The sequence below is a fragment of the Stenotrophomonas sp. FR024 genome (assembly GCF_047500745.2).
Classification (GTDB): Bacteria; Pseudomonadota; Gammaproteobacteria; order Xanthomonadales; family Xanthomonadaceae; genus Stenotrophomonas; species Stenotrophomonas maltophilia_A.
Map to the genome: position 1 here is coordinate 50,270 of NZ_JAXAXM020000012.1, position 17,039 is coordinate 67,308.

The 17,039-nt window shown below is 66.1% G+C and carries 15 protein-coding genes and 4 tRNA genes; 9 read left to right on the forward strand and 10 right to left on the reverse strand.

Annotated features, from left to right (window positions below; translation table 11 throughout):
* Nucleotides 1-11 precede the first annotated feature (11 nt).
* Genes ACMZ91_RS14000 through ACMZ91_RS14010 form a run of 3 tightly spaced genes read left to right on the forward strand, consistent with a single transcriptional unit; the run spans nt 12 to nt 3,976 of the window.
* On the forward strand, nt 12-2,483 hold the full coding sequence (locus tag ACMZ91_RS14000; protein WP_414578043.1) for a TonB-dependent receptor: 2,472 nt from the start codon (nt 12-14) through the stop codon (nt 2,481-2,483).
* Nucleotides 2,470-3,270, forward strand: a complete 801-nt coding sequence (locus ACMZ91_RS14005) for a ChaN family lipoprotein (RefSeq protein ID WP_149908562.1) — start codon at nt 2,470-2,472, stop codon at nt 3,268-3,270. The genes ACMZ91_RS14000 and ACMZ91_RS14005 overlap by 14 nt, the downstream gene beginning before the upstream one ends.
* Nucleotides 3,263-3,976, forward strand: a complete 714-nt coding sequence (locus tag ACMZ91_RS14010; protein ID WP_149908563.1) for an energy transducer TonB family protein — start codon at nt 3,263-3,265, stop codon at nt 3,974-3,976. Before ACMZ91_RS14005 ends, ACMZ91_RS14010 begins: the two co-directional genes overlap by 8 nt.
* Here ACMZ91_RS14010 and ACMZ91_RS14015 read toward each other — a convergent pair.
* The 8 genes from ACMZ91_RS14015 to ACMZ91_RS14050 all read right to left on the reverse strand — a co-directional run bounded on the left by ACMZ91_RS14015 (nt 3,973) and on the right by ACMZ91_RS14050 (nt 14,032).
* On the reverse strand, nt 3,973-4,407 hold the full coding sequence (locus ACMZ91_RS14015) for a RidA family protein (RefSeq protein ID WP_134951330.1): 435 nt from the start codon (nt 4,405-4,407) through the stop codon (nt 3,973-3,975). The genes ACMZ91_RS14010 and ACMZ91_RS14015 overlap by 4 nt on opposite strands.
* 180 nt (nt 4,408-4,587) lie before the next feature.
* A complete protein-coding gene (locus tag ACMZ91_RS14020) occupies nt 4,588-5,490 on the reverse strand; it encodes a cation diffusion facilitator family transporter (protein WP_049398424.1) in 903 nt (300 codons plus the stop codon).
* A gap of 28 nt (nt 5,491-5,518) precedes the next feature.
* On the reverse strand, nt 5,519-7,807 hold the full coding sequence (locus tag ACMZ91_RS14025; protein ID WP_149908564.1) for an Orn/Lys/Arg family decarboxylase: 2,289 nt from the start codon (nt 7,805-7,807) through the stop codon (nt 5,519-5,521).
* Nucleotides 7,808-7,827: 20 nt separating this feature from the next.
* Nucleotides 7,828-9,180, reverse strand: a complete 1,353-nt coding sequence (gene adiC / locus ACMZ91_RS14030; protein WP_197612278.1) for an arginine/agmatine antiporter — start codon at nt 9,178-9,180, stop codon at nt 7,828-7,830.
* A 76-nt stretch (nt 9,181-9,256) separates the two neighbouring features.
* A complete protein-coding gene (locus ACMZ91_RS14035; RefSeq protein WP_049461603.1) occupies nt 9,257-10,690 on the reverse strand; it encodes a DcaP family trimeric outer membrane transporter in 1,434 nt (477 codons plus the stop codon).
* A gap of 517 nt (nt 10,691-11,207) precedes the next feature.
* A complete protein-coding gene (gene dsbG / locus ACMZ91_RS14040) occupies nt 11,208-12,050 on the reverse strand; it encodes a thiol:disulfide interchange protein DsbG (RefSeq protein WP_049422839.1) in 843 nt (280 codons plus the stop codon).
* Nucleotides 12,051-12,080: 30 nt separating this feature from the next.
* Entirely contained in the window at nt 12,081-12,884 is an 804-nt protein-coding gene (locus ACMZ91_RS14045) for a TlpA disulfide reductase family protein (RefSeq protein ID WP_049461604.1), read from the reverse strand.
* Nucleotides 12,885-12,964: 80 nt separating this feature from the next.
* On the reverse strand, nt 12,965-14,032 hold the full coding sequence (locus ACMZ91_RS14050; protein ID WP_032129381.1) for a GlxA family transcriptional regulator: 1,068 nt from the start codon (nt 14,030-14,032) through the stop codon (nt 12,965-12,967).
* Between the two features lie 186 nt (nt 14,033-14,218).
* Here ACMZ91_RS14050 and ACMZ91_RS14055 point away from each other — a divergent pair, with 186 nt between their 5' ends.
* The 5 genes from ACMZ91_RS14055 to ACMZ91_RS14075 all read left to right on the forward strand — a co-directional run bounded on the left by ACMZ91_RS14055 (nt 14,219) and on the right by ACMZ91_RS14075 (nt 15,174).
* Complete coding sequence (locus ACMZ91_RS14055; RefSeq protein ID WP_032129382.1) at nt 14,219-14,632, forward strand: heavy metal-responsive transcriptional regulator; 414 nt, start codon at nt 14,219-14,221, stop codon at nt 14,630-14,632.
* 89 nt (nt 14,633-14,721) lie between these two features.
* Nucleotides 14,722-14,797, forward strand: a tRNA-Ala gene (locus ACMZ91_RS14060).
* Between the two features lie 54 nt (nt 14,798-14,851).
* A tRNA-Glu gene (locus ACMZ91_RS14065) sits at nt 14,852-14,927 on the forward strand.
* A 46-nt stretch (nt 14,928-14,973) separates the two neighbouring features.
* Nucleotides 14,974-15,049 (forward strand) — tRNA-Ala (locus ACMZ91_RS14070).
* Nucleotides 15,050-15,098: 49 nt separating this feature from the next.
* Nucleotides 15,099-15,174 (forward strand) — tRNA-Glu (locus ACMZ91_RS14075).
* Nucleotides 15,175-15,339: 165 nt separating this feature from the next.
* Here ACMZ91_RS14075 and ACMZ91_RS14080 read toward each other — a convergent pair.
* A complete protein-coding gene (locus ACMZ91_RS14080; RefSeq protein ID WP_010484960.1) occupies nt 15,340-15,756 on the reverse strand; it encodes a GNAT family N-acetyltransferase in 417 nt (138 codons plus the stop codon).
* 77 nt (nt 15,757-15,833) lie between these two features.
* On the opposite strand from ACMZ91_RS14080, the gene ACMZ91_RS14085 reads away from it, so the two are divergent.
* Entirely contained in the window at nt 15,834-16,790 is a 957-nt protein-coding gene (locus ACMZ91_RS14085; protein WP_414578474.1) for an SOS response-associated peptidase family protein, read from the forward strand.
* A 45-nt stretch (nt 16,791-16,835) separates the two neighbouring features.
* Here the strand turns inward: ACMZ91_RS14085 and ACMZ91_RS14090 are convergent, their stop codons facing one another.
* A complete protein-coding gene (locus tag ACMZ91_RS14090) occupies nt 16,836-17,033 on the reverse strand; it encodes a hypothetical protein (RefSeq protein ID WP_414578476.1) in 198 nt (65 codons plus the stop codon).
* Nucleotides 17,034-17,039: the final 6 nt, after the last annotated feature.

Consider the following 17,039-nt stretch of genomic DNA (forward strand, 5'->3'; position numbering starts at 1 on the left):
TGGAGCCCCCGATGCTGTGCCCCCGCCCCCTTGTCCTCGCCCTGTCGCTGGCCTGTACCAGTGCCCTTCCGCTGCTGCCCGGCAGTGCCCACGCACAGACCGCCACCCGTACCTACAATCTGCCCGCACAACCGCTGGCGGCCGCACTGGACGCCTACAGCCGGCTGACCGGCGTCGATCTGGTGATCGGCGCAGCGCTGCCCGCGGGCCATTCGGCGCCTGCGCTGCGCGGTGACTTCGACGATGCGCAGGCCCTATCGCGCCTGTTGGCAGGCAGCGGCCTGCGCCCGCGCTTCGTCGATGCGCGTCGTGCCGCCCTGGAGCCGGCACCGGCTGAACGCGCCGATGGCAGCCGTCGCACTGGCCCGCTGCGGGTGCAGGGTACTACCGCACACGGTCAGGCACCGGGTGCCGGCGCCAGTCAATATGTACCGGCCACCCGCGATGGCTTTGCGCCCCCGGTGGGCAGCGAGCGCGTGGCGATGGCCGAACGCCAGGAAGGCAACAGCCTGCTGCGCTCGATGCCCGGCACCCACAGCTTCCATTCGCGCAGCCAGCCGGGCCTGCAGGTCAACATCCGCGGCATGACCGGTGCCGGCCGGGTCAACACCATGATTGACGGTGTCACCCAGACCTTCCGCAACAATGCCGGGCACGGCTCGGGCGGCCCGTTCGCCTATGTCGATCCCTTCCTGCTGGCCGGTGTGGACGTGCAGCGCGGTGCGGTCGCCGGTGGTGATGGCGCCGGCACGCTGGCCGGCAGTGCCAACTTCCGCACGCTGGACATCGACGATCTGCTCGGCGAGGGGCGCGACTGGGGCCTGCGTGCGGGCTACCGCCACGGCAACAACGGCTACGGCAGTGGCCGTACCTTCGCCGGTGCCTGGCGCCACAGCGAAGAGGGTGGCGACCGCCAGTTCGGCCTGCTGGCCGCCGCCAGCAGCAGCCGCAGCAGCGAATACGCGACCGCACGCGGGCAGAAGAACAACGCCGACCCGGGCAGCCAGCAGCCCAGCAGCTGGCTGTTGAAGGCGCGCCTGCAGCCCAGCGACCAGCATCGGCTGGACCTGAGCCACATGCGTTACGAAAACGACTTCTACCACAACTATCCGTGGCAGATTTCCGCGCGCAACCAGGGCGCCAGTTACCACTACACACCCTATTCGCCGTGGATCGACCTGCGTGCGACCTTCGCCAGCAACAAGACCCGGCTGTTCTACCCGCCGGTGGAGGACTCCAGCTACATCGGCCGCCGCACCCACAGCAGCCTTAGCAGCTGGACCGTGGACAACACCAGCCGCTTCGACATCGGTGCACTGCAGGCGCGCTGGAACACCGGCATCAAGCACCAATCGGACATCTATGTGGCCGATACGCCCATCCTGCGCGGTGCCAACCCGCAGGGTCGCAGCCAGCTGGACAGTGTGTTCAGCACGCTGGAGCTGCAGTACGACATCTATGCCCTGACCGCAGGACTGCGCCAGGACCGCTTCGGCATCCGTGGTCACATCCCGGTGTGCTCGGATGTGCCCGGCCAGTGCGCGGAGATCAATGGCGGCGACATCGACGTGCGTCGCACAGAGCGCGCACTCAGCCCGAGCCTGGCGGTTTCACTGCAGGCCACCGACTGGCTGCAGCTGTTCGCCGAGGTCTCGCGCACGTCGCGGCCGCCGCGCGTGCAGGAAATGTTCTTCGAGAAGATCCCGCTGGAGGACGCCAGCGTCGCCGACGGCATCGGCGCCAATCCGTTCCTGCGCCGCGAGCGCTCGCGCAACCTGCAGTTCGGCGCCAACCTCAGCACCGACTCGCTGCTGGTCGACGGTGACCTGGCACAACTGCGGGTCACCCGCTTCGACAACCGCATCCGCGACTACATCAAGCCGCAGTACCTGCTGATCGTGCATCCGCCGGAAGTGGAACCGTTCGTGGTGCCGATCGACAGCGATCCGCAGCTCAATGCCTGGACCGATGTGCTGGACGCCGACGACTTCAGCGCCACCACGCGCTGGATGAACCACCCCGGCGTGGTGCGCATGCGCGGCATCGAACTGGAAGCCCATTACGCCAGCGAGCACTACCACGCCACGCTGAGCTGGACCCGCTCGCGCACCAGCGCGCCGGCCATCGAGTTCGTCAACCTGGAAGACATCACCGCCCTGCCCGACCGCTACTGGACGCTGGACGTGGGCGGCCGCTGGTGGCAGCAGCGCGTGCAGGCCGGCCTGCGCGCCGAGTACTCCGGTCCGACCGAGGAAGGCTACGACTTCTTCCAGACCCGCAAGACCGGCGGCACCGGCGTGCTGCTGGACTTCTACGCCAGCTTCAAGCCGCAGGCCAACACCACGCTGTGGCTGAACATCGAAAACCTGCAGAACAAGGCCTATGACAACAATGCCTCGATCGACAGCATCTTCAGTCCGATCCTGGACCGCGGCAACGGCCGTGGCCGCACCGTCTCGATGGGCGTCAATGTGGCGTTCTAGCCGCCACTGGCTGCCGCTGTGCCTGCTCGCGCTCGCGTCGATGGCCAGCGCGCAGCCGATGCCCGGCACGGTGCTGGACCTCGCCAGCGGCCAGACCCTGGACGAAGCTGCGTTCGTGAAGCGCGCAGCGAACGCTCCGCGACTGCTGCTGGGCGAACGCCACGACCTGGCCGGTGACCACGCTGCCCAGCGCTGGCTGCTGCACGCGCTGCAGCAGCAGCGTCCACAAGGCGCGCTGGTGCTGGAGATGATTGCCAGCGAACGCCAGCCGCGCCTGCAGCGGGTGCAGCGCTGGCTGGCCAAGGGCAACCATGCCGACGGTGCACGCCTGCAGGAGCTGCTGGGCTGGGATACACGATGGCCGTGGACCGCCTACGGCGGGCTGGTGCAGGACGCCACCGTTGCCGGCATCCCCTTGTTCGGCGGCAATCTCGCGCGCGTCGAGGTCAACGCCCACCTGGCGTCCGCTGATGCAGTGCGGTTCCCGGTGCCCGCCGCCCACCAACGCCTGTCGGATGTGGTTCTGGCCCAGCACGCAGACGCGGCACCGATGCTGGAAGGGATGCTGGCCGTGCAACAGGCCCGCGACACGCGCATGGCACAGGTGCTGACCGCAGCACCCGCACCCGCGATGCTGGTAGCCGGTCGCTGGCATGTGCTGCGCGGCACCGGGGTGCCGGGCTACCTGCCACCGGATACGCCTGCGCTGGTGATCGCATTGGCTTCGCCGGGTGAAACCGTCGGTGCTGCTGATGCCGATCTGCTGTGGGTGCTGGACGATGAGTGAGCGCAGCCAACACTGGCAGGCGATCGTGATCACCGTCGTCCTGCACCTGCTGCCCCTGCTGCTGTTGGTGCACTGGGTTGCAATGCCGCCGATGCTGCCACCGCCGGAGCAGGACATGCGCATCAGCCTGCGCCTGCTGGCACCGGCCACGCCGCCACAGCCCGTAGAGGAGCGCCAGGCCGATACCCCCAGCCAGGCGCAGCAGGCGCGTGCATCGCAACCGACAAAGTCGCCGCCACCACCGAAGCCCACCGCCGCGCGCGAGGGCGAGTTGGCCGCCAGCGAAACGGGCGGGACGGGTCGAAAGCCGCTGCCGGTCGCCCCGCCTGCGGCCGCGACCGATGCCAGTCCCGCACCGGCATCGATCACGGCCGCGCCGCCCGCTCCAGACGCGCCACCGGCGGACTTCCAGGCCGGCGCCGCCAGCGACCAGTGGGAAGCCCGCCTGATGGCGCGGCTGGAGCGTTACCGCTATTACCCTGCCGCCGCGCGCTCGCGCCGGCAGCAGGGCACTGCCTGGGTCAGGGCCAGCATCGACCGCGAAGGTCGCCTGCTGGCGCTGCGGCTGGAGCAGTCCAGTGGCCAGCCGATGCTCGATGACGCTGCGCTGCAGACCTTCCGTCGCGCGCAGCCGCTGCCGCCCATTCCCGATGAACTGAAGGCACCACAGGAACTGGTGGTGCCGGTGGAGTACTACCTGCGCTAGGCGGCGTAGGCCTCCGCCTCGATCTCGAACAGCATGCCGTCCAACGCCAGTCGCGGCACCGGGATCAGCGTGCAGGTGGGCGCCGCGCGGTTCGGCCAGCGCCGTCGCACCTGGTGGGCAATGATGCCCAGCCGGTCCTCATCGTGGTCGACCACCAGGATGCGCAGCCGCGCCACATCGGCCAGACTTGCCTGCGCCGATCGCAGCGCGGTCTGCAGGTTGTCCAGCGCCTGCCCGACCTGTTCTTCGAAGCTGGGCGAGAGGCGGCCCTGGGCATCCTCGCCGCCCTGCCCTGCGACATGGATCACCCGCGCCGGCAGGCGCACCACCGCCACGTGTGAGTAGCCGTTGGCCGAAGGATCGTAGAGGCCCGGTGGATTGAACAGTTCCAGCAGGCCATGGCTGAGGTCCGGTGTGGTCAGCAGGTTCATGCCGCGCGCCTCGTGGGGGATGCCGGCAGTCTGTGACCTCAACTCCGGTTGAGGTCAAATGGGTCCTGTGCAACAGAGTAGTCCGCCATGCGCAACGATCGCGCGTTTCCGTGGACTCGAGCCTGCTCGACTTCCACCGACCAGAAGCAGTCGAGCAAGCTCGACTCTACAGAAGCGTGGTCACGTCCACGCTGGGTCTGCGGTGAAATCAATGGTCAACCAGAACGTGCTGCCCCGTGCATCCAGCCGCACTGCAATCTCGTCACGCATCGCATCGACCTCGCCCACTGAACCCAGCGGCGTGGCCGGGTCGGCCAGCACGTGGATCTCGATGAAGCGCATCCGCCCCATCTTCGCCACATGGCTGGTGAAACCGGCATAGCCACGCTCGGCGACGAACGCCTGCATCACCCGCTGCACGCGCCGGTCCAGATCATCCGGTGCCACCTGCAGCACTTCGCGCATGGCCTTCCAGGCACCCCGCGCCGGCACCGGCAACACCGCCAGGCTGATCAACGCCAGCACGATCGAATCCAGGTACGGCACCCAGTGGTGCCACTCACCACCGTGCAGGACCAGCGCCAACACGAAGGCCAGCACCACCGCCAGGCTCATCAACCCGCCCAGCAGCCAGCCGCGCACATCCAGCCACAACAGCGCGGAGCGCAGATGCCGCGCCCGCTGCGCGACGAACGCCGCCATCGCCAGGTTGCTGGCACTCAGCAATGCCGCCCACCACAGCGCGGGCCCGAATTTCACTTCGTGCCCGCCCGTGGTCAAACCGATCACGGCGTTGGCCAACGCGTACACGCAGGCCAGCGACAGGATCACCCCGCCCAGCGCCTCGACCATCGGCTCCAGATGCCAGTAGCCGTACTGGAAGCGCGGGCTCTGTTCCCGCGCCACCAGCCGCAGCACCGACAACGACACCAGGGTCAGGGCGACGTCGACCAGGCTGTACACGCCGTCGAACAGGATGGCCTGCGATCCCACCAGCAGGCCACCGATGAAGCCGACCGCGCTGACCGCCAGGGTGACCCCGATCGAGAACTTCAGGATGCGTTGCTCGCGCGCAGTATCCATCGTTCGCCGAGGGGCCGACCGTTGCCGGTCAGGCCTTCAGCACCTCCACCTTGTACGAAACCGCATCACCCTCCTGCTCGATGATGAGCCCGTGCACGTCCGACTCGAAGCCCGGGAAACGGGCGTTCTGCTCCCGGGCGATGCGCAGCGACTGGATGATCGGCTCGTCGCTGTCACCAAAACGCTCACCCGGCATGATGGTCGGGATGCCCGGCGGGTACGGCACCAGCATGGTCGCCGCAATGCGGCCACTGATCTGCTCGATGTCGACCCGTTCGATCTCGCCCTTCACAAGGTGGTTGTAGGCATCGGCCGGGGTCATCACCGGCGTCGGCAGATCCACGTACATCTCGCGCATCACCTTGGCCACGGCGAATTCCTGGTTGAACGCGTGCAGCGCGTCGCACAGGTCACGCAGGCCCCAGCCGGCGTAGGCATTCGGATAGTCGGCAGCCAGCGTCGGCAGTGCCTGGCTCAGCGGTGCGTTGCGGTCGTAGAGTTCCTTGAACGCCATCAGCTCGGTGACCAGGGTGCTCCACTTGCCCTTGGTGATGCCCATCGAGAACAGGAACAGCACCGAGTACAGGTTGGTCTTCTCCACGGTGATGCCGCGGCCCCACAGGAACTTGCTCAGCACCGCCGCCGGAATGCCCAGCTTGCCCATGCTGCCGTCCATCGCCAGGCCCGGGGTCAGCAGGGTCACCTTGATCGGGTCGATCAGAACATAGTCATCCACCAGGTTCTCGAAGCCGTGCCAGTGCGCATCCGGCTGCAGGTACCACTCCTCGCGCTTGGCCACCATCGGTGCCGGCGTATCGCCCTTGTCCAGGCTGCGCTCGACCTGGGTCGGCTGCCACACGCTGAACCACCAGTCGTCGCGGCCGAGATCATCGCGGACATGCAGCATCGCGCGGCGGAAGGCGATGGCTTCATCGTGCATTTCCTGTACCAGCGAACGGCCGGCATCGCCTTCCATCATCTTCGAGGCCACGTCACAGGCCGCGATCACTCCGTAATGCGGGCTGGTCGAGGTGTGCATCATGAACGACTCGTTGAAGCGCTCGGCATCCAGGTCGCGCTGCGCCGAGTTGCGCACGTGGATCATCGAGGCCTGCGAGAACGCGGCCAGCAGCTTGTGCGTGGAATGCGTGGTGAAGATGATCGCATCCTGCTCGCGCGGCTTGCCCTTGGCCATGCCGTAGTGGTTCTCGTAGAACGGATGGAACGCAGCGTAGGCGTACCAGGCTTCGTCGAAATGCAGGAAGTCCACCGCGCTGCCGATCTCGTCGGCGATCTTCTCGGCGTTGTAGCACAGGCCATCGTAGGTGGAGTTGGTGACCACCGCGATGCGCGGCTTGGAGCCGGCCTTGTAGGCCTTGCTGGCCAGCGGGTTGGCGGCGATACGCTGCTGCAGCGACTCGGGCGTGAACTGGTCCAGGCTGATCGGGCCGATGATGCCATGCGCGTTGCGGCTGGGAGTGAAATACACCGGCACCGCGCCGGTCATGATCAGCGCGTGCAGCAGCGATTTGTGGCAGTTGCGATCGACGAACACCACATCGCCACGGGCCACCGTGCCATGCCAGACGATCTTGTTGGCGGTGGAGGTTCCATTGGTGACGAAGAAGGTATGGTCGGCACCGAAGTTGCGTGCGGCCTCGTTCTCGGCGTCCTTGATCGGGCCGGTGTGATCGAGCAGCGAACCCAGTTCCGGCACCGAGATCGACAGATCGCTGCGCAGGGTGTTCTCGCCGTAGAACTGATGGAATGCACGACCGACCGGCGACTTGGTGAACGCCACGCCGCCGGCATGGCCTGGCGTGTGCCAGGAGTAGTTCGACTCGGCCGCATGGTGGATCAATGCCTTGAAGAACGGCGGCAGCAGGTTCTTCATGTAGTCTTCGGCCGCGCGCATCACCTGCCGCGAGATGAAGCTCTTGGTATCTTCGAACAGGAAGATGAAACCGTGGATGTACTTGAGCAGCTTGCTCGGCACCTTCTCGATGGTGCGGCGCTCGCCGTACAGGAACACCGGCAGATTGGCGCGGCGTGCGCTCTGCTCGCGCAGGAAGGCGGTCAGGCGCTGGAACTCGCCATCCACCTCTTCACTGCCATCGATCGAGATCAGCACCGCCGAGGCCGCCACGTAGGTGCGGGCACCGGCGCGGGCATCATCCAGGTTCAGGCCGCACAGCACGCGCTGGTCGTTGCTGCGCAGCTCCTCCACCAGGGCGCGGATCAGGATGCCGCCGATGCGCGGCGACTCGTAGTCGTTGTCGATGACAATGACCGGATAGTCCAGGGACTTGAAGTACACGTTGATTCTCCTTGTCTAACTCAGGAACGCTGGGCGCCGGCGCTGATGGCCGATGCCTCGCGGGCGCGCTGCCGCTGCTGGCGGCGCTCCTCGCTGAAGAAGGGATAGAACACGGTGATGAACAGCACGAACAGGAAGGCGTACTGCACGATGGTTCCCGACGAGCCGTAGATCGCCCACAGGCAGTACACGACGGTCAGGCTGGTCAGTGTCCAGAACGCACCGGTGTGGACCAGGGTGTGCGAACGCTCGACCACGAAGTAGCAGGCCACGCACGAGTAGATGTAGGGCAGCAGGGTCAGCACCACCGCCGCCGACGTGATCACGTCGAACTGGGCCGACGCGGTTTCCGAGGTGGAGGTGACCAGCACCGCCAGGGTCATCAGCACCGCCACGATCAGCACGCCCTTGACCGGCACGTCATCCTTGTTGGTCTTGCTGAAGATGCTCGGGAACAGGCCGTCATCGGAGGCTGCCTTGGCGCTCTGTGCGGTCAGCAGGATCCAGCCGCCCAGCGAACCGGCAGCACCGATGAAGGCACACAGGCTCACCAGCGCGCCGCCCCAGCCACCGACGGCCTTGGCGGCAGCCAGTGCGAACGGCGCATCGGACACCTGCAGCTCGCCATTGGGCACCATGCCCATGATCACCGAGGAACTGGCGATGTAGGCGATCGCGGCCAGGAACACACCCGCCAGGGTGGCGCGGGCCACGTTCTTTTCCGGATTCTCCACCACGCCGGCAGTCACCGAGGCCGATTCGACGCCGATGAAGGCCCACAGGGTGAGTGCCGCGGCACTGGAGATCGCGCCGAAGTTGGATTCACCGGACACGTTGTAGGCGCCCTTGAAGATGTCGGCATCGAAGAAGAACCAGCCGAAGATGGCGATGCCCAGGATCGGCACCAGCGCGAAGCTGGTGGTGACCGTCTGCACGCGGCTGACGAAGGCCGGGCCGATCATGTTGGCGAAGCTCAGCGCCCACACCAGCACAAGCACCGCGATGCAGCGCACCAGCGGCTCGGACAGGATCGGGAAGAAGTAGCTGAAGTAGCCCACCGCCGCGATAGGAATGGCGACGTTGCCGATCCAGTTGGCGAACCAGTAGATGGTATTGGTCTGGAAGCCCATGTAGGGCCCGAACCAGTCACGCGCATAGGCATAGGGACCGCCGGCCTTCGGTGCCAGCTTGCCCAGCTTGGCGAACACGAAGGCCAGCAGCAGCGCACCGGCGGTGGTGATCAGCCAGCCCCAGATCGAGGCGGTGCCGATCTTGGCCAGACTGGACGGCAACAGGAACACGCCTGAGCCCATCATGTTGCCGGCGACGAGGAAGGTGGCTCCGACCACCCCGATTTTCTTTGCTTCTGCCATGACAATCTCCTGTACTGGCATGAGCCCGGTACAACCGGGCGTGGGGACGGTTACGCTGGCGTACGACCGCTGGCGCCTATTTGATGAAGTTGTATTGCAGACTGCCCTGCACCCGGACCGTGTCGCCGCGCGCGCCGCTCTGCTGTTCCAGGCGGCCGTACAGCAGCTCCATGCCCATCGTCCACGACGGTGCCGGGCTCCAGATCAGGTTGAACACGCCGTAGCGGCTCTGACGGAATGCGTCGGCTGCCAATGCAGCATTCCGCTCCAGGGTCAGCTGGCCGAAGATCAGGTTCGAACGCCACAGCTCGGACCAGTAGTGGGTGTAGCCAACGAACCCACCGTGCAGGTCCAGCGCATCAAGGCGGCCATCGGCACCGACCACCGCGTCCAGCCCGGAGCCGGTCAGGTCGGCGGTGTAACGGCTGAGGCCGCGCCCGCCGAGGGCACCGAACAGCAGCAGGTCGCGCTCGCCCACCGAGGCCGAACCGCTGAGTTGCAGGCCACCGGCCATACGCCGGTCGCGCTCGCCATCGCCGTCATAGGCCAGGCTGCGTGCCACCGCACCCAGCTGCAGGTGGCCCCAGTCGCGCTCCATGCGCGCGGTCACCGTCACGTCGGGCAGGCGGTTCACTGCCGCTCGCTCATCGCTGGCGCCGGCCAGTTCGGTCTTCGGATCTTCGGCGGCGACGGTCAGGGTGTTGCCCTTGCCCATCGCAAAGCTGTGGTGGATGCCTGCCACCAGCAGGTAGCCGGCACCGCCGGGACCTGCGAAATCCAATGTGTCGGGCAGGCTGTCCGGATCCATGAAACTGGAATAGCCATAGCCGGCGTAGGTATTGCCGAGCTGGCCATAGGCATGGCGCAGCCGGAATTCGTAGCCGTCACTACTGCCGAAGAAGTCGTTCTCCAGATAGAAGCGCAGGTTGCCGTGCGTGGTCGGACGCCGCGCCTCGAAACTGAAGCGGGTCTGCTTGGCATGGATGTTGAAGTTCGAGACATCACGATGACTGCCACCGACCGGCATCGACGAGGGAATGAACTGATCCTCATCCCCCGCTGCACGCGAATCGGCGATGGCATCGAGCTTGGCGTAGCCGCCGATGCGGATCACCGTGTCAGTACCCGGAATGGCGAAGAAGCCCTTCAGGTCCGGATCGGTCGGGCCGGCCGCACTGTCCGGTCGCGACGCGGCGGTGGACGGATCGGCCACCGATTCGCGCTGCGGCAGCACCGGCTGTGCCACGCCCGGTACCTGGGTGGGGTGCAGCAGGTTGGCAGTACTGGCAGGCGCGACCACGGGGGCGGGTGCCTGTGCAGTAGCAGGCGCAACGGTTGCGTCGCGCTGCTCAAGGCGGTCCAACCGCTGCTGCATGCCCTCCAGTGCCTGCCGCATGACCGCAATCTCACGACGCAGCGCCTGCGCGTCCTCCTTGTCATCCACCTGTGCATACGCCGGCGTGATCGCCAGTGCTGTCACACAGGCCAGGCTCAGTACCGCCACGCGCATTGCATCCTCCCTGGACGACCCCTGTTCGCAGCACGCAGACGGGACGCACGCATGCGCCACTCCGGCCTCGTGCTGCCGTTGCTGGAAATGCGGATACTGCGTCGACGACACCGGCCAGCCTGCGCATGGCAGGCAACAGGACGATGACACTGTCCTGCCCGCACCGATGTCGACGCCATCAAGGCCGCGCTGCCAGAGAGGTGGCGACCGCAGCGGTCTGGGTAACAAGCACAGAGTGAGAGTGTTGTGAATGGCTGTGCCAGCCGACCCTGATCAGGGCGTGGCGAGCGCGGCATCCATCGCGCATTGACGCTGTATTCCATGCGTCACAGGCTAATCCGCCTGTCGTTTTTGGCCTTGATTGGAATCAAGGCGGGATGCTTGATGTCAGTCACGATTCAGACGTGACGATGAACCACTGTTGCGCGGGCCCGCAACCGCAATGCCCGCCATGGAATGCGACAGGCCCGCATGCTGCCATGCGGGCCTGCGCAGTGTTTCATGGGGCTGGCGCCACTCAGCGCGGGCCAAGCACCGTCTGCAGATCGGCACCCTGCGGCAGACCCGCACGACGCTGCACCTGGCCCTGTGCGTCCTGGAACAGGATGCCCGGTGTGCCCTGGAAGCCCATCTCGATCATCAGCACCTGATTGGCGTCGAGCTTGCCAGCGATCTCGCGGCTGATGTTCGGCAGCGCCTTGATGCCACCGCGATCAAAATCGTGCTCGTTCTGCAGCAGCGCTGCGCTCGGGTCACGCGCGGCAAGGATCGCCGCGGCCTTGGCCGGGCTGTCCTCGCGGATCACGCCGACCATGATGTGACGCAGCTGCACCTTGCCGGCATCGACCCACGGCCGTGCCGCTTCCCAGAACTTGTGGCAGTACGGGCAGTTGGCATCGCTGAAGGTGTAGACCACGCGCGGCGCATCGGCCTTGCCATCACGCACCCAGGCGCTGGCTTCCAGCTTGGTCCACATCTTGGCCGACATCGGCGAAGCCACCAGCTTTTCAACGGCCTCAGCGGCTACATCGTTGCCCTCCGCATCGAACAGGCTGCCGACCAGTACGTGCTTGCCATCAGCGGTGACATAGGCCGCTGCCGGCTGCTGGCCGCCGACCACGCCAGCGAAGCCCCGCAGGCCACCGGGGGCATCGAATTCTGCGACGACCTCGAAACCATGCTTCTCGATGCCCTTCAGCACCGCAGGACGATCGCCCTTGTTGGCCGTGGCTGTGGCGCTCGCTGCCGGTGCCGCGGCGGTCTTGCCCGGTGGCGTCTGTGCCTGGCTGCAGGCGGCCAATGCCAGCAGGACCGGCAGCAACAGCACCGCAGGGGCGGTGCGCAGGGAAGTCGACAACATGGGAACTCCGTAGTGAGATGCCCGCGCAGGCTACCGCAGCCGGCGCAGTTTGTGTTCAAGACCGGCTGCCGTCAGTTCGCCCAGGTGCAGTTCACGCAGGCGCCCTTCGGCGTCGAAGAACAGGGTCGAGGGATAGGCCTGCACGCCCAGTACCGTGGATGCCGCAGCGTCATCGTCCAGCAATACGTTGCCCAGCAGGAGCCGTTCGCGCGCAACGAAACCCTGGACCTCCTCAAGGGTTTCACCCTGGTTGAGGAACACGAACTGCACGTCCGCATGCGCCTGCTGCGCCGCAGCCAGGACCGGCATCTCGCGCCGGCAGGGCCCGCACCAGGTCGCCCAGAGATTCAGCACCAGCGGTTTTCCCCGGAACTGCTGCAGATCAACCCTGCCCCCCTGCAGATCAGCAACCTGCAGTACCGGCAAGGGCATCTGCCGCTCCTGCCATGCGGACAGCAGCTGACTGCCGCCCGCCCATAGCAGCACACCCGCCAACGCTGCGCCCAGCACCGGGGCGCGCAACGCCCGCCATGGGCGCACCCGCCACAGCCCCCATGCCGATCCCGCAACCAGGACAACCACCAGGTGGTAGCCACCATCGGCAATCTGCAGAATGCTCCACGGCGCCTCGCGATACAGCGCGAAGTTCAAGGCCACGAAGCTGATGCGACCACACAGCAGGCCCACCAGCAGCATGTCCAGAACCATGCTGGGTGCAGAAGGCAGCGGCACGCCGTCCTTCCTGCGTGGCCATAGACGTGCCACGGCCATGGCAATCACTACGCACACGAGAATCAACACCACCGGCATCGGCACCGGCCCAACGCTCGACATCAGACCACCTGTTCAATCGTCCACTGACTGCATGGTCGAAGTGTCGCGCTCCGGTTGCAAGCGCGACGATGCCGCCGACATCAGGCCGCGCTGCGCCCCAGTTGCATCACCGACGGCGATTGCAGCCCGCGCAGGCTGCCTGCCACCGACGGCATCAAGGGCCGCTCGCGACGCTTGCTGCTGACGTGACGCCGATAGTTGGCCGGCGTCATGCCAACGATGCGCAGGAACAGCCGGCGGAAAGCACTCTGATCAGCGTAGCCGACACCCCACGCCACCTCATCGATACCCGCCCCCTGCTGCAGCAGGGTCTGCGCCTTGGCGATGCGCAGCCGTTGGCAGTATTCGATCGGCCGCAGGCCGGTGGCCTTGAGGAACCGCCGCTGCAGTGTGCGCGGCTCCAGCCCGGAGACCTCGCAGATCGCGGCAAGGGTGGCGCCGCGTGCCGCCGTGGTGTGCAGCCAGCGCTGTGCCTTCAGCACATCACGATCGCCATGTGCGAAGTTGGCGCTGAAGCGCTCCAGGTCCTGCTGGATCGTGGCGGGCACGGTGATGCCCAGTTGCTGTGCGACCGCACTGGCCACGCCCTGCCCGTGCAGCCGGTACAACAGTCGCAGGCCAAGGAAGCGCCAGGCCTGGGCCCCGCCGACCGTCAGCAGGTCACCGTCATCCACCAGCGCCCGCTCGCTCGGCACCCAGCTCGCGGCCTGCGCCTGCAGGCCTGGATGGCGCCCGAGATCGGGGCCACTGACCGTACGCCCGGCCAGCAACCCGGCACGTGCCAGCACGCTGACGCCATCACTGGCGGCGGCCAGCAGACTGCCGCCGTCATAGTGCGCACGCAGCCAGTCCAGCAGGACCTCGTCCGCGCGCAGGCACGCGCCGGCACTGATCTGGCCGGGAACCGCGATCACAGCCGGGATGGCCGCATCGAGCATTTCCGCACCCGCAATACGATGCACCCCGGTCTGGCTGGCCGGCACGATCCAGCGGGTGACCAGCACCCGCTTGAACGGCCGACGCTGCTGCTGGGCAAGGCGATTGGCAACGTGCGCCATTTCGGCCAGTACGGAGGCGGCAGACGGATCACCTCCCGGGTATTCAACCACCGCGATCTCGACGAATCCTTCGTTCCTGAATCCTTCCACAGACCACCTCCTCGGTTCGTTGCAGGCCATCGAACGGCCGGTTCAGGCGAAGGGTAGGAACTGGTCCATCGGCGGGGCTATGAAGAAAGTTGCAAAGTGCGCTGAATGCGCGCACCCGGGCCAAGCCTTGACTCTCGACCAGACTCCAGGCTTCACAATGGTCGGCAGCCCCTGCAGGAATCCGCCATGAACATTGGACAACTGGCCCGCCAGGCGGGCGTACCGATCGATACGGTGCGCTACTACGAACGACAGCAGCTGCTGCCGACCGCGGCCCGCTCGGCGGGTGGCTACCGCATCTTCGGCGAGCAGGACCTGCGCCGGCTGCGATTCATCCGCCGCGCCAAGGCGCTGGGCTTCAGCCTGGAAGAGATCGGCGAGCTGCTCGCATTGAGCGATCGCCATTCGCAGGACATGGGCAGCGTGCGCGACACCGCGCAGGCGCGCCTGCAGGACATCGCACAGCGGATGGCGGAGCTGCAACGCATGCACACTGCACTTTCGCTGCTGGTCGACGCCTGCCCAGGTCACGGCGCGCTGGACCAGTGCCCGATCCTGGCGGCACTGACCGACGACGCTGCACAGGCGAAAGGCGACTGACATCGGCTTCGCAACGCACGTGAAGAAAAGTGCAACAAATGCTTGCCAACCCCCTGGGGCAAGGCTATTATTTCGCTCCTCAGCGACGTGGGGCCATAGCTCAGCTGGGAGAGCGCCTGCATGGCATGCAGGAGGTCAGCGGTTCGATCCCGCTTGGCTCCACCAATCTTTCGGCATTAGGCCGTCGAAAGGTCGCTAAAGAACATTGATGAGAATTGCGTCCCCATCGTCTAGAGGCCTAGGACATCACCCTTTCACGGTGGCGACCGGGGTTCGAATCCCCGTGGGGACGCCAGTTTCAAAACGGACTCTGCTCCCGGCAGATCATCCGGAGTTTCATTGGGGCCATAGCTCAGCTGGGAGAGCGCCTGCATGGCATGCAGGAGGTCAGCGGTTCGATCCCGCTTGGCTCCACCACTTTCGACATTAGGCCGTCGAAAGTTCTACAACTTGAAGTTTTTCGTGCGTCCCCATCGTCTAGAGGCCTAGGACATCACCCTTTCACGGTGGCGACCGGGGTTCGAATCCCCGTGGGGACGCCAATTCTTTAAAACCCCGGCTTCGGCCGGGGTTTTTCTTTGCCTGTGATTCCTGGGAAGGCCCTATCCACGCATGGCGCGGATCTACTGCAGGGCCGGGATGGATCCGGCGGCCGGTTGGCCCAGTAGATCCACGCCATGCGTGGATGGCTTCAACTCGGCCACACCTCAGAACCGGCGATACATCCCGATCGATGCAGGTGCGGTGGGTGCGAAACCAAACTGCGCGTACAACCGGTGCGCTTCACCATCCGCCAGAAGGCTGACGTATGCCGACGGCGGCAGGTTCGCCTGCATCCAGCCCTCCAGGCGACGCATCACTTCCTTGCCCAGGCCCTGCCCCTGCAGGCGCGGCAACACAGCGATATCGCAGACCTGCAGGTGGCAGCCCCCATCGCCGACGATGCGCCCCATCGCCACCAGCTCGTTACCCTGGTAGGCACACACGCCATACAGGGTATTGGGCAGCGCGCGTGCCGCCGCCTCCTGGCTCTTGGCACTGAGGCCCGCCAGCACACGCAACTGGCAATAGTCTTCGACCGTGGGCACGGCGTCGCGGAACTGGCAGGCGACGGAATCATTCATGCGCTATCTCCCTGTAGGTCGGGCTATCCTGCCTCATCCATGTCGCAGCTGCTGCGACCCACGCCCGCAGAGTTCCCATGTGCTATTCCGCCCTCATCCGCGCCGACTACGCCAAGCTGGTGCGCGAGTTCGGCGCCATCCTGTCGCTGGAAGAATTCGCGGAGCTGTACGCGCACGATCCTGGCAAGAAGCGCCCCAGAACTCCCAAGGCGATGGATGACGGCTTCGCCGGCGCGCGCACCGAGCAGGGCCGCGACATCGTCGCGAAAATCCAGCAGTGGCATGCGCAGGAACGCCAGGATCTGGAAGCGGAGCTGGCCCGCCAGCGCGAGCGACGCGATATTGCCAATGCCACGCTGGCGACCCGCCCCACCCAGAAAGCACGCAACGACCTGCGCGTGGCCGGCAACCGCATCGATCGTGCGCAGGCTCGGCTGGAAGACCTGCACCGGGTGCAGTTGCTGCCGCGCGACAACCGCATTTTCCCCGGTACCTACGCACCGGTGATGGTCAGCGAGGGCGGCAAACGCGTGATCAAGCCGATGCGCTACCAGTGCCGGCTGCCGGACAAGCCGGTGCGCAACGACATCCTCTATCCCGGCACCTACAACGCGCGGCGCGACAGCCTGGAAGGCTATTGGCGCGGTGCGTTCGGGCTGCGCCACGGCGTGGTGGTGGTGCAGGCGTTCTATGAGCACGTGCCACGCCATGCCATCGCCGGCCGTACGCTGGGTGCCGATGAGAAGGATCAGGACGTGGTGCTGGAGTTCCGGCCCGATCCCCCGCGCGACCTGCTGCTGGCCTGCCTGTGGGCGGAATGGGAAGGACCAGAAGGTCGCCTCCTGTCATTTGCCACGATCACCGACACGCCTCCGCACGACGTCGCCGCTGCGGGCCATGACCGCGGCGTCGTTCCCATCCGCAAGGAACACCTCGATGCCTGGCTCAATCCCGATCCGGATGACCTGGCGCGGCAGTACCGCATCCTCGACGACCGCGAGGAGATCCGCTACGTATACGAAGAAGCGGGCTGAACACCGCGCACAGATGAAAAACCCCGCCTGGGCGGGGTTCATGGATCAGGGATTGCCGCCGCACATCGCCTCTTCGCAGAAGGCCTGTTCCTGCAGGCATTGTTCGACCTCTCCACCCCGCGCGATGTAGCTCTTGTAGAGCTGGAAACAGGGCTGGCCACACCACGCAGCAGAGGCCGTACCACCGAAGACCGCCATCGAAAGGACACCCGCAGCTACCATGCGCTTGATCCACTTCTTCATGCCACT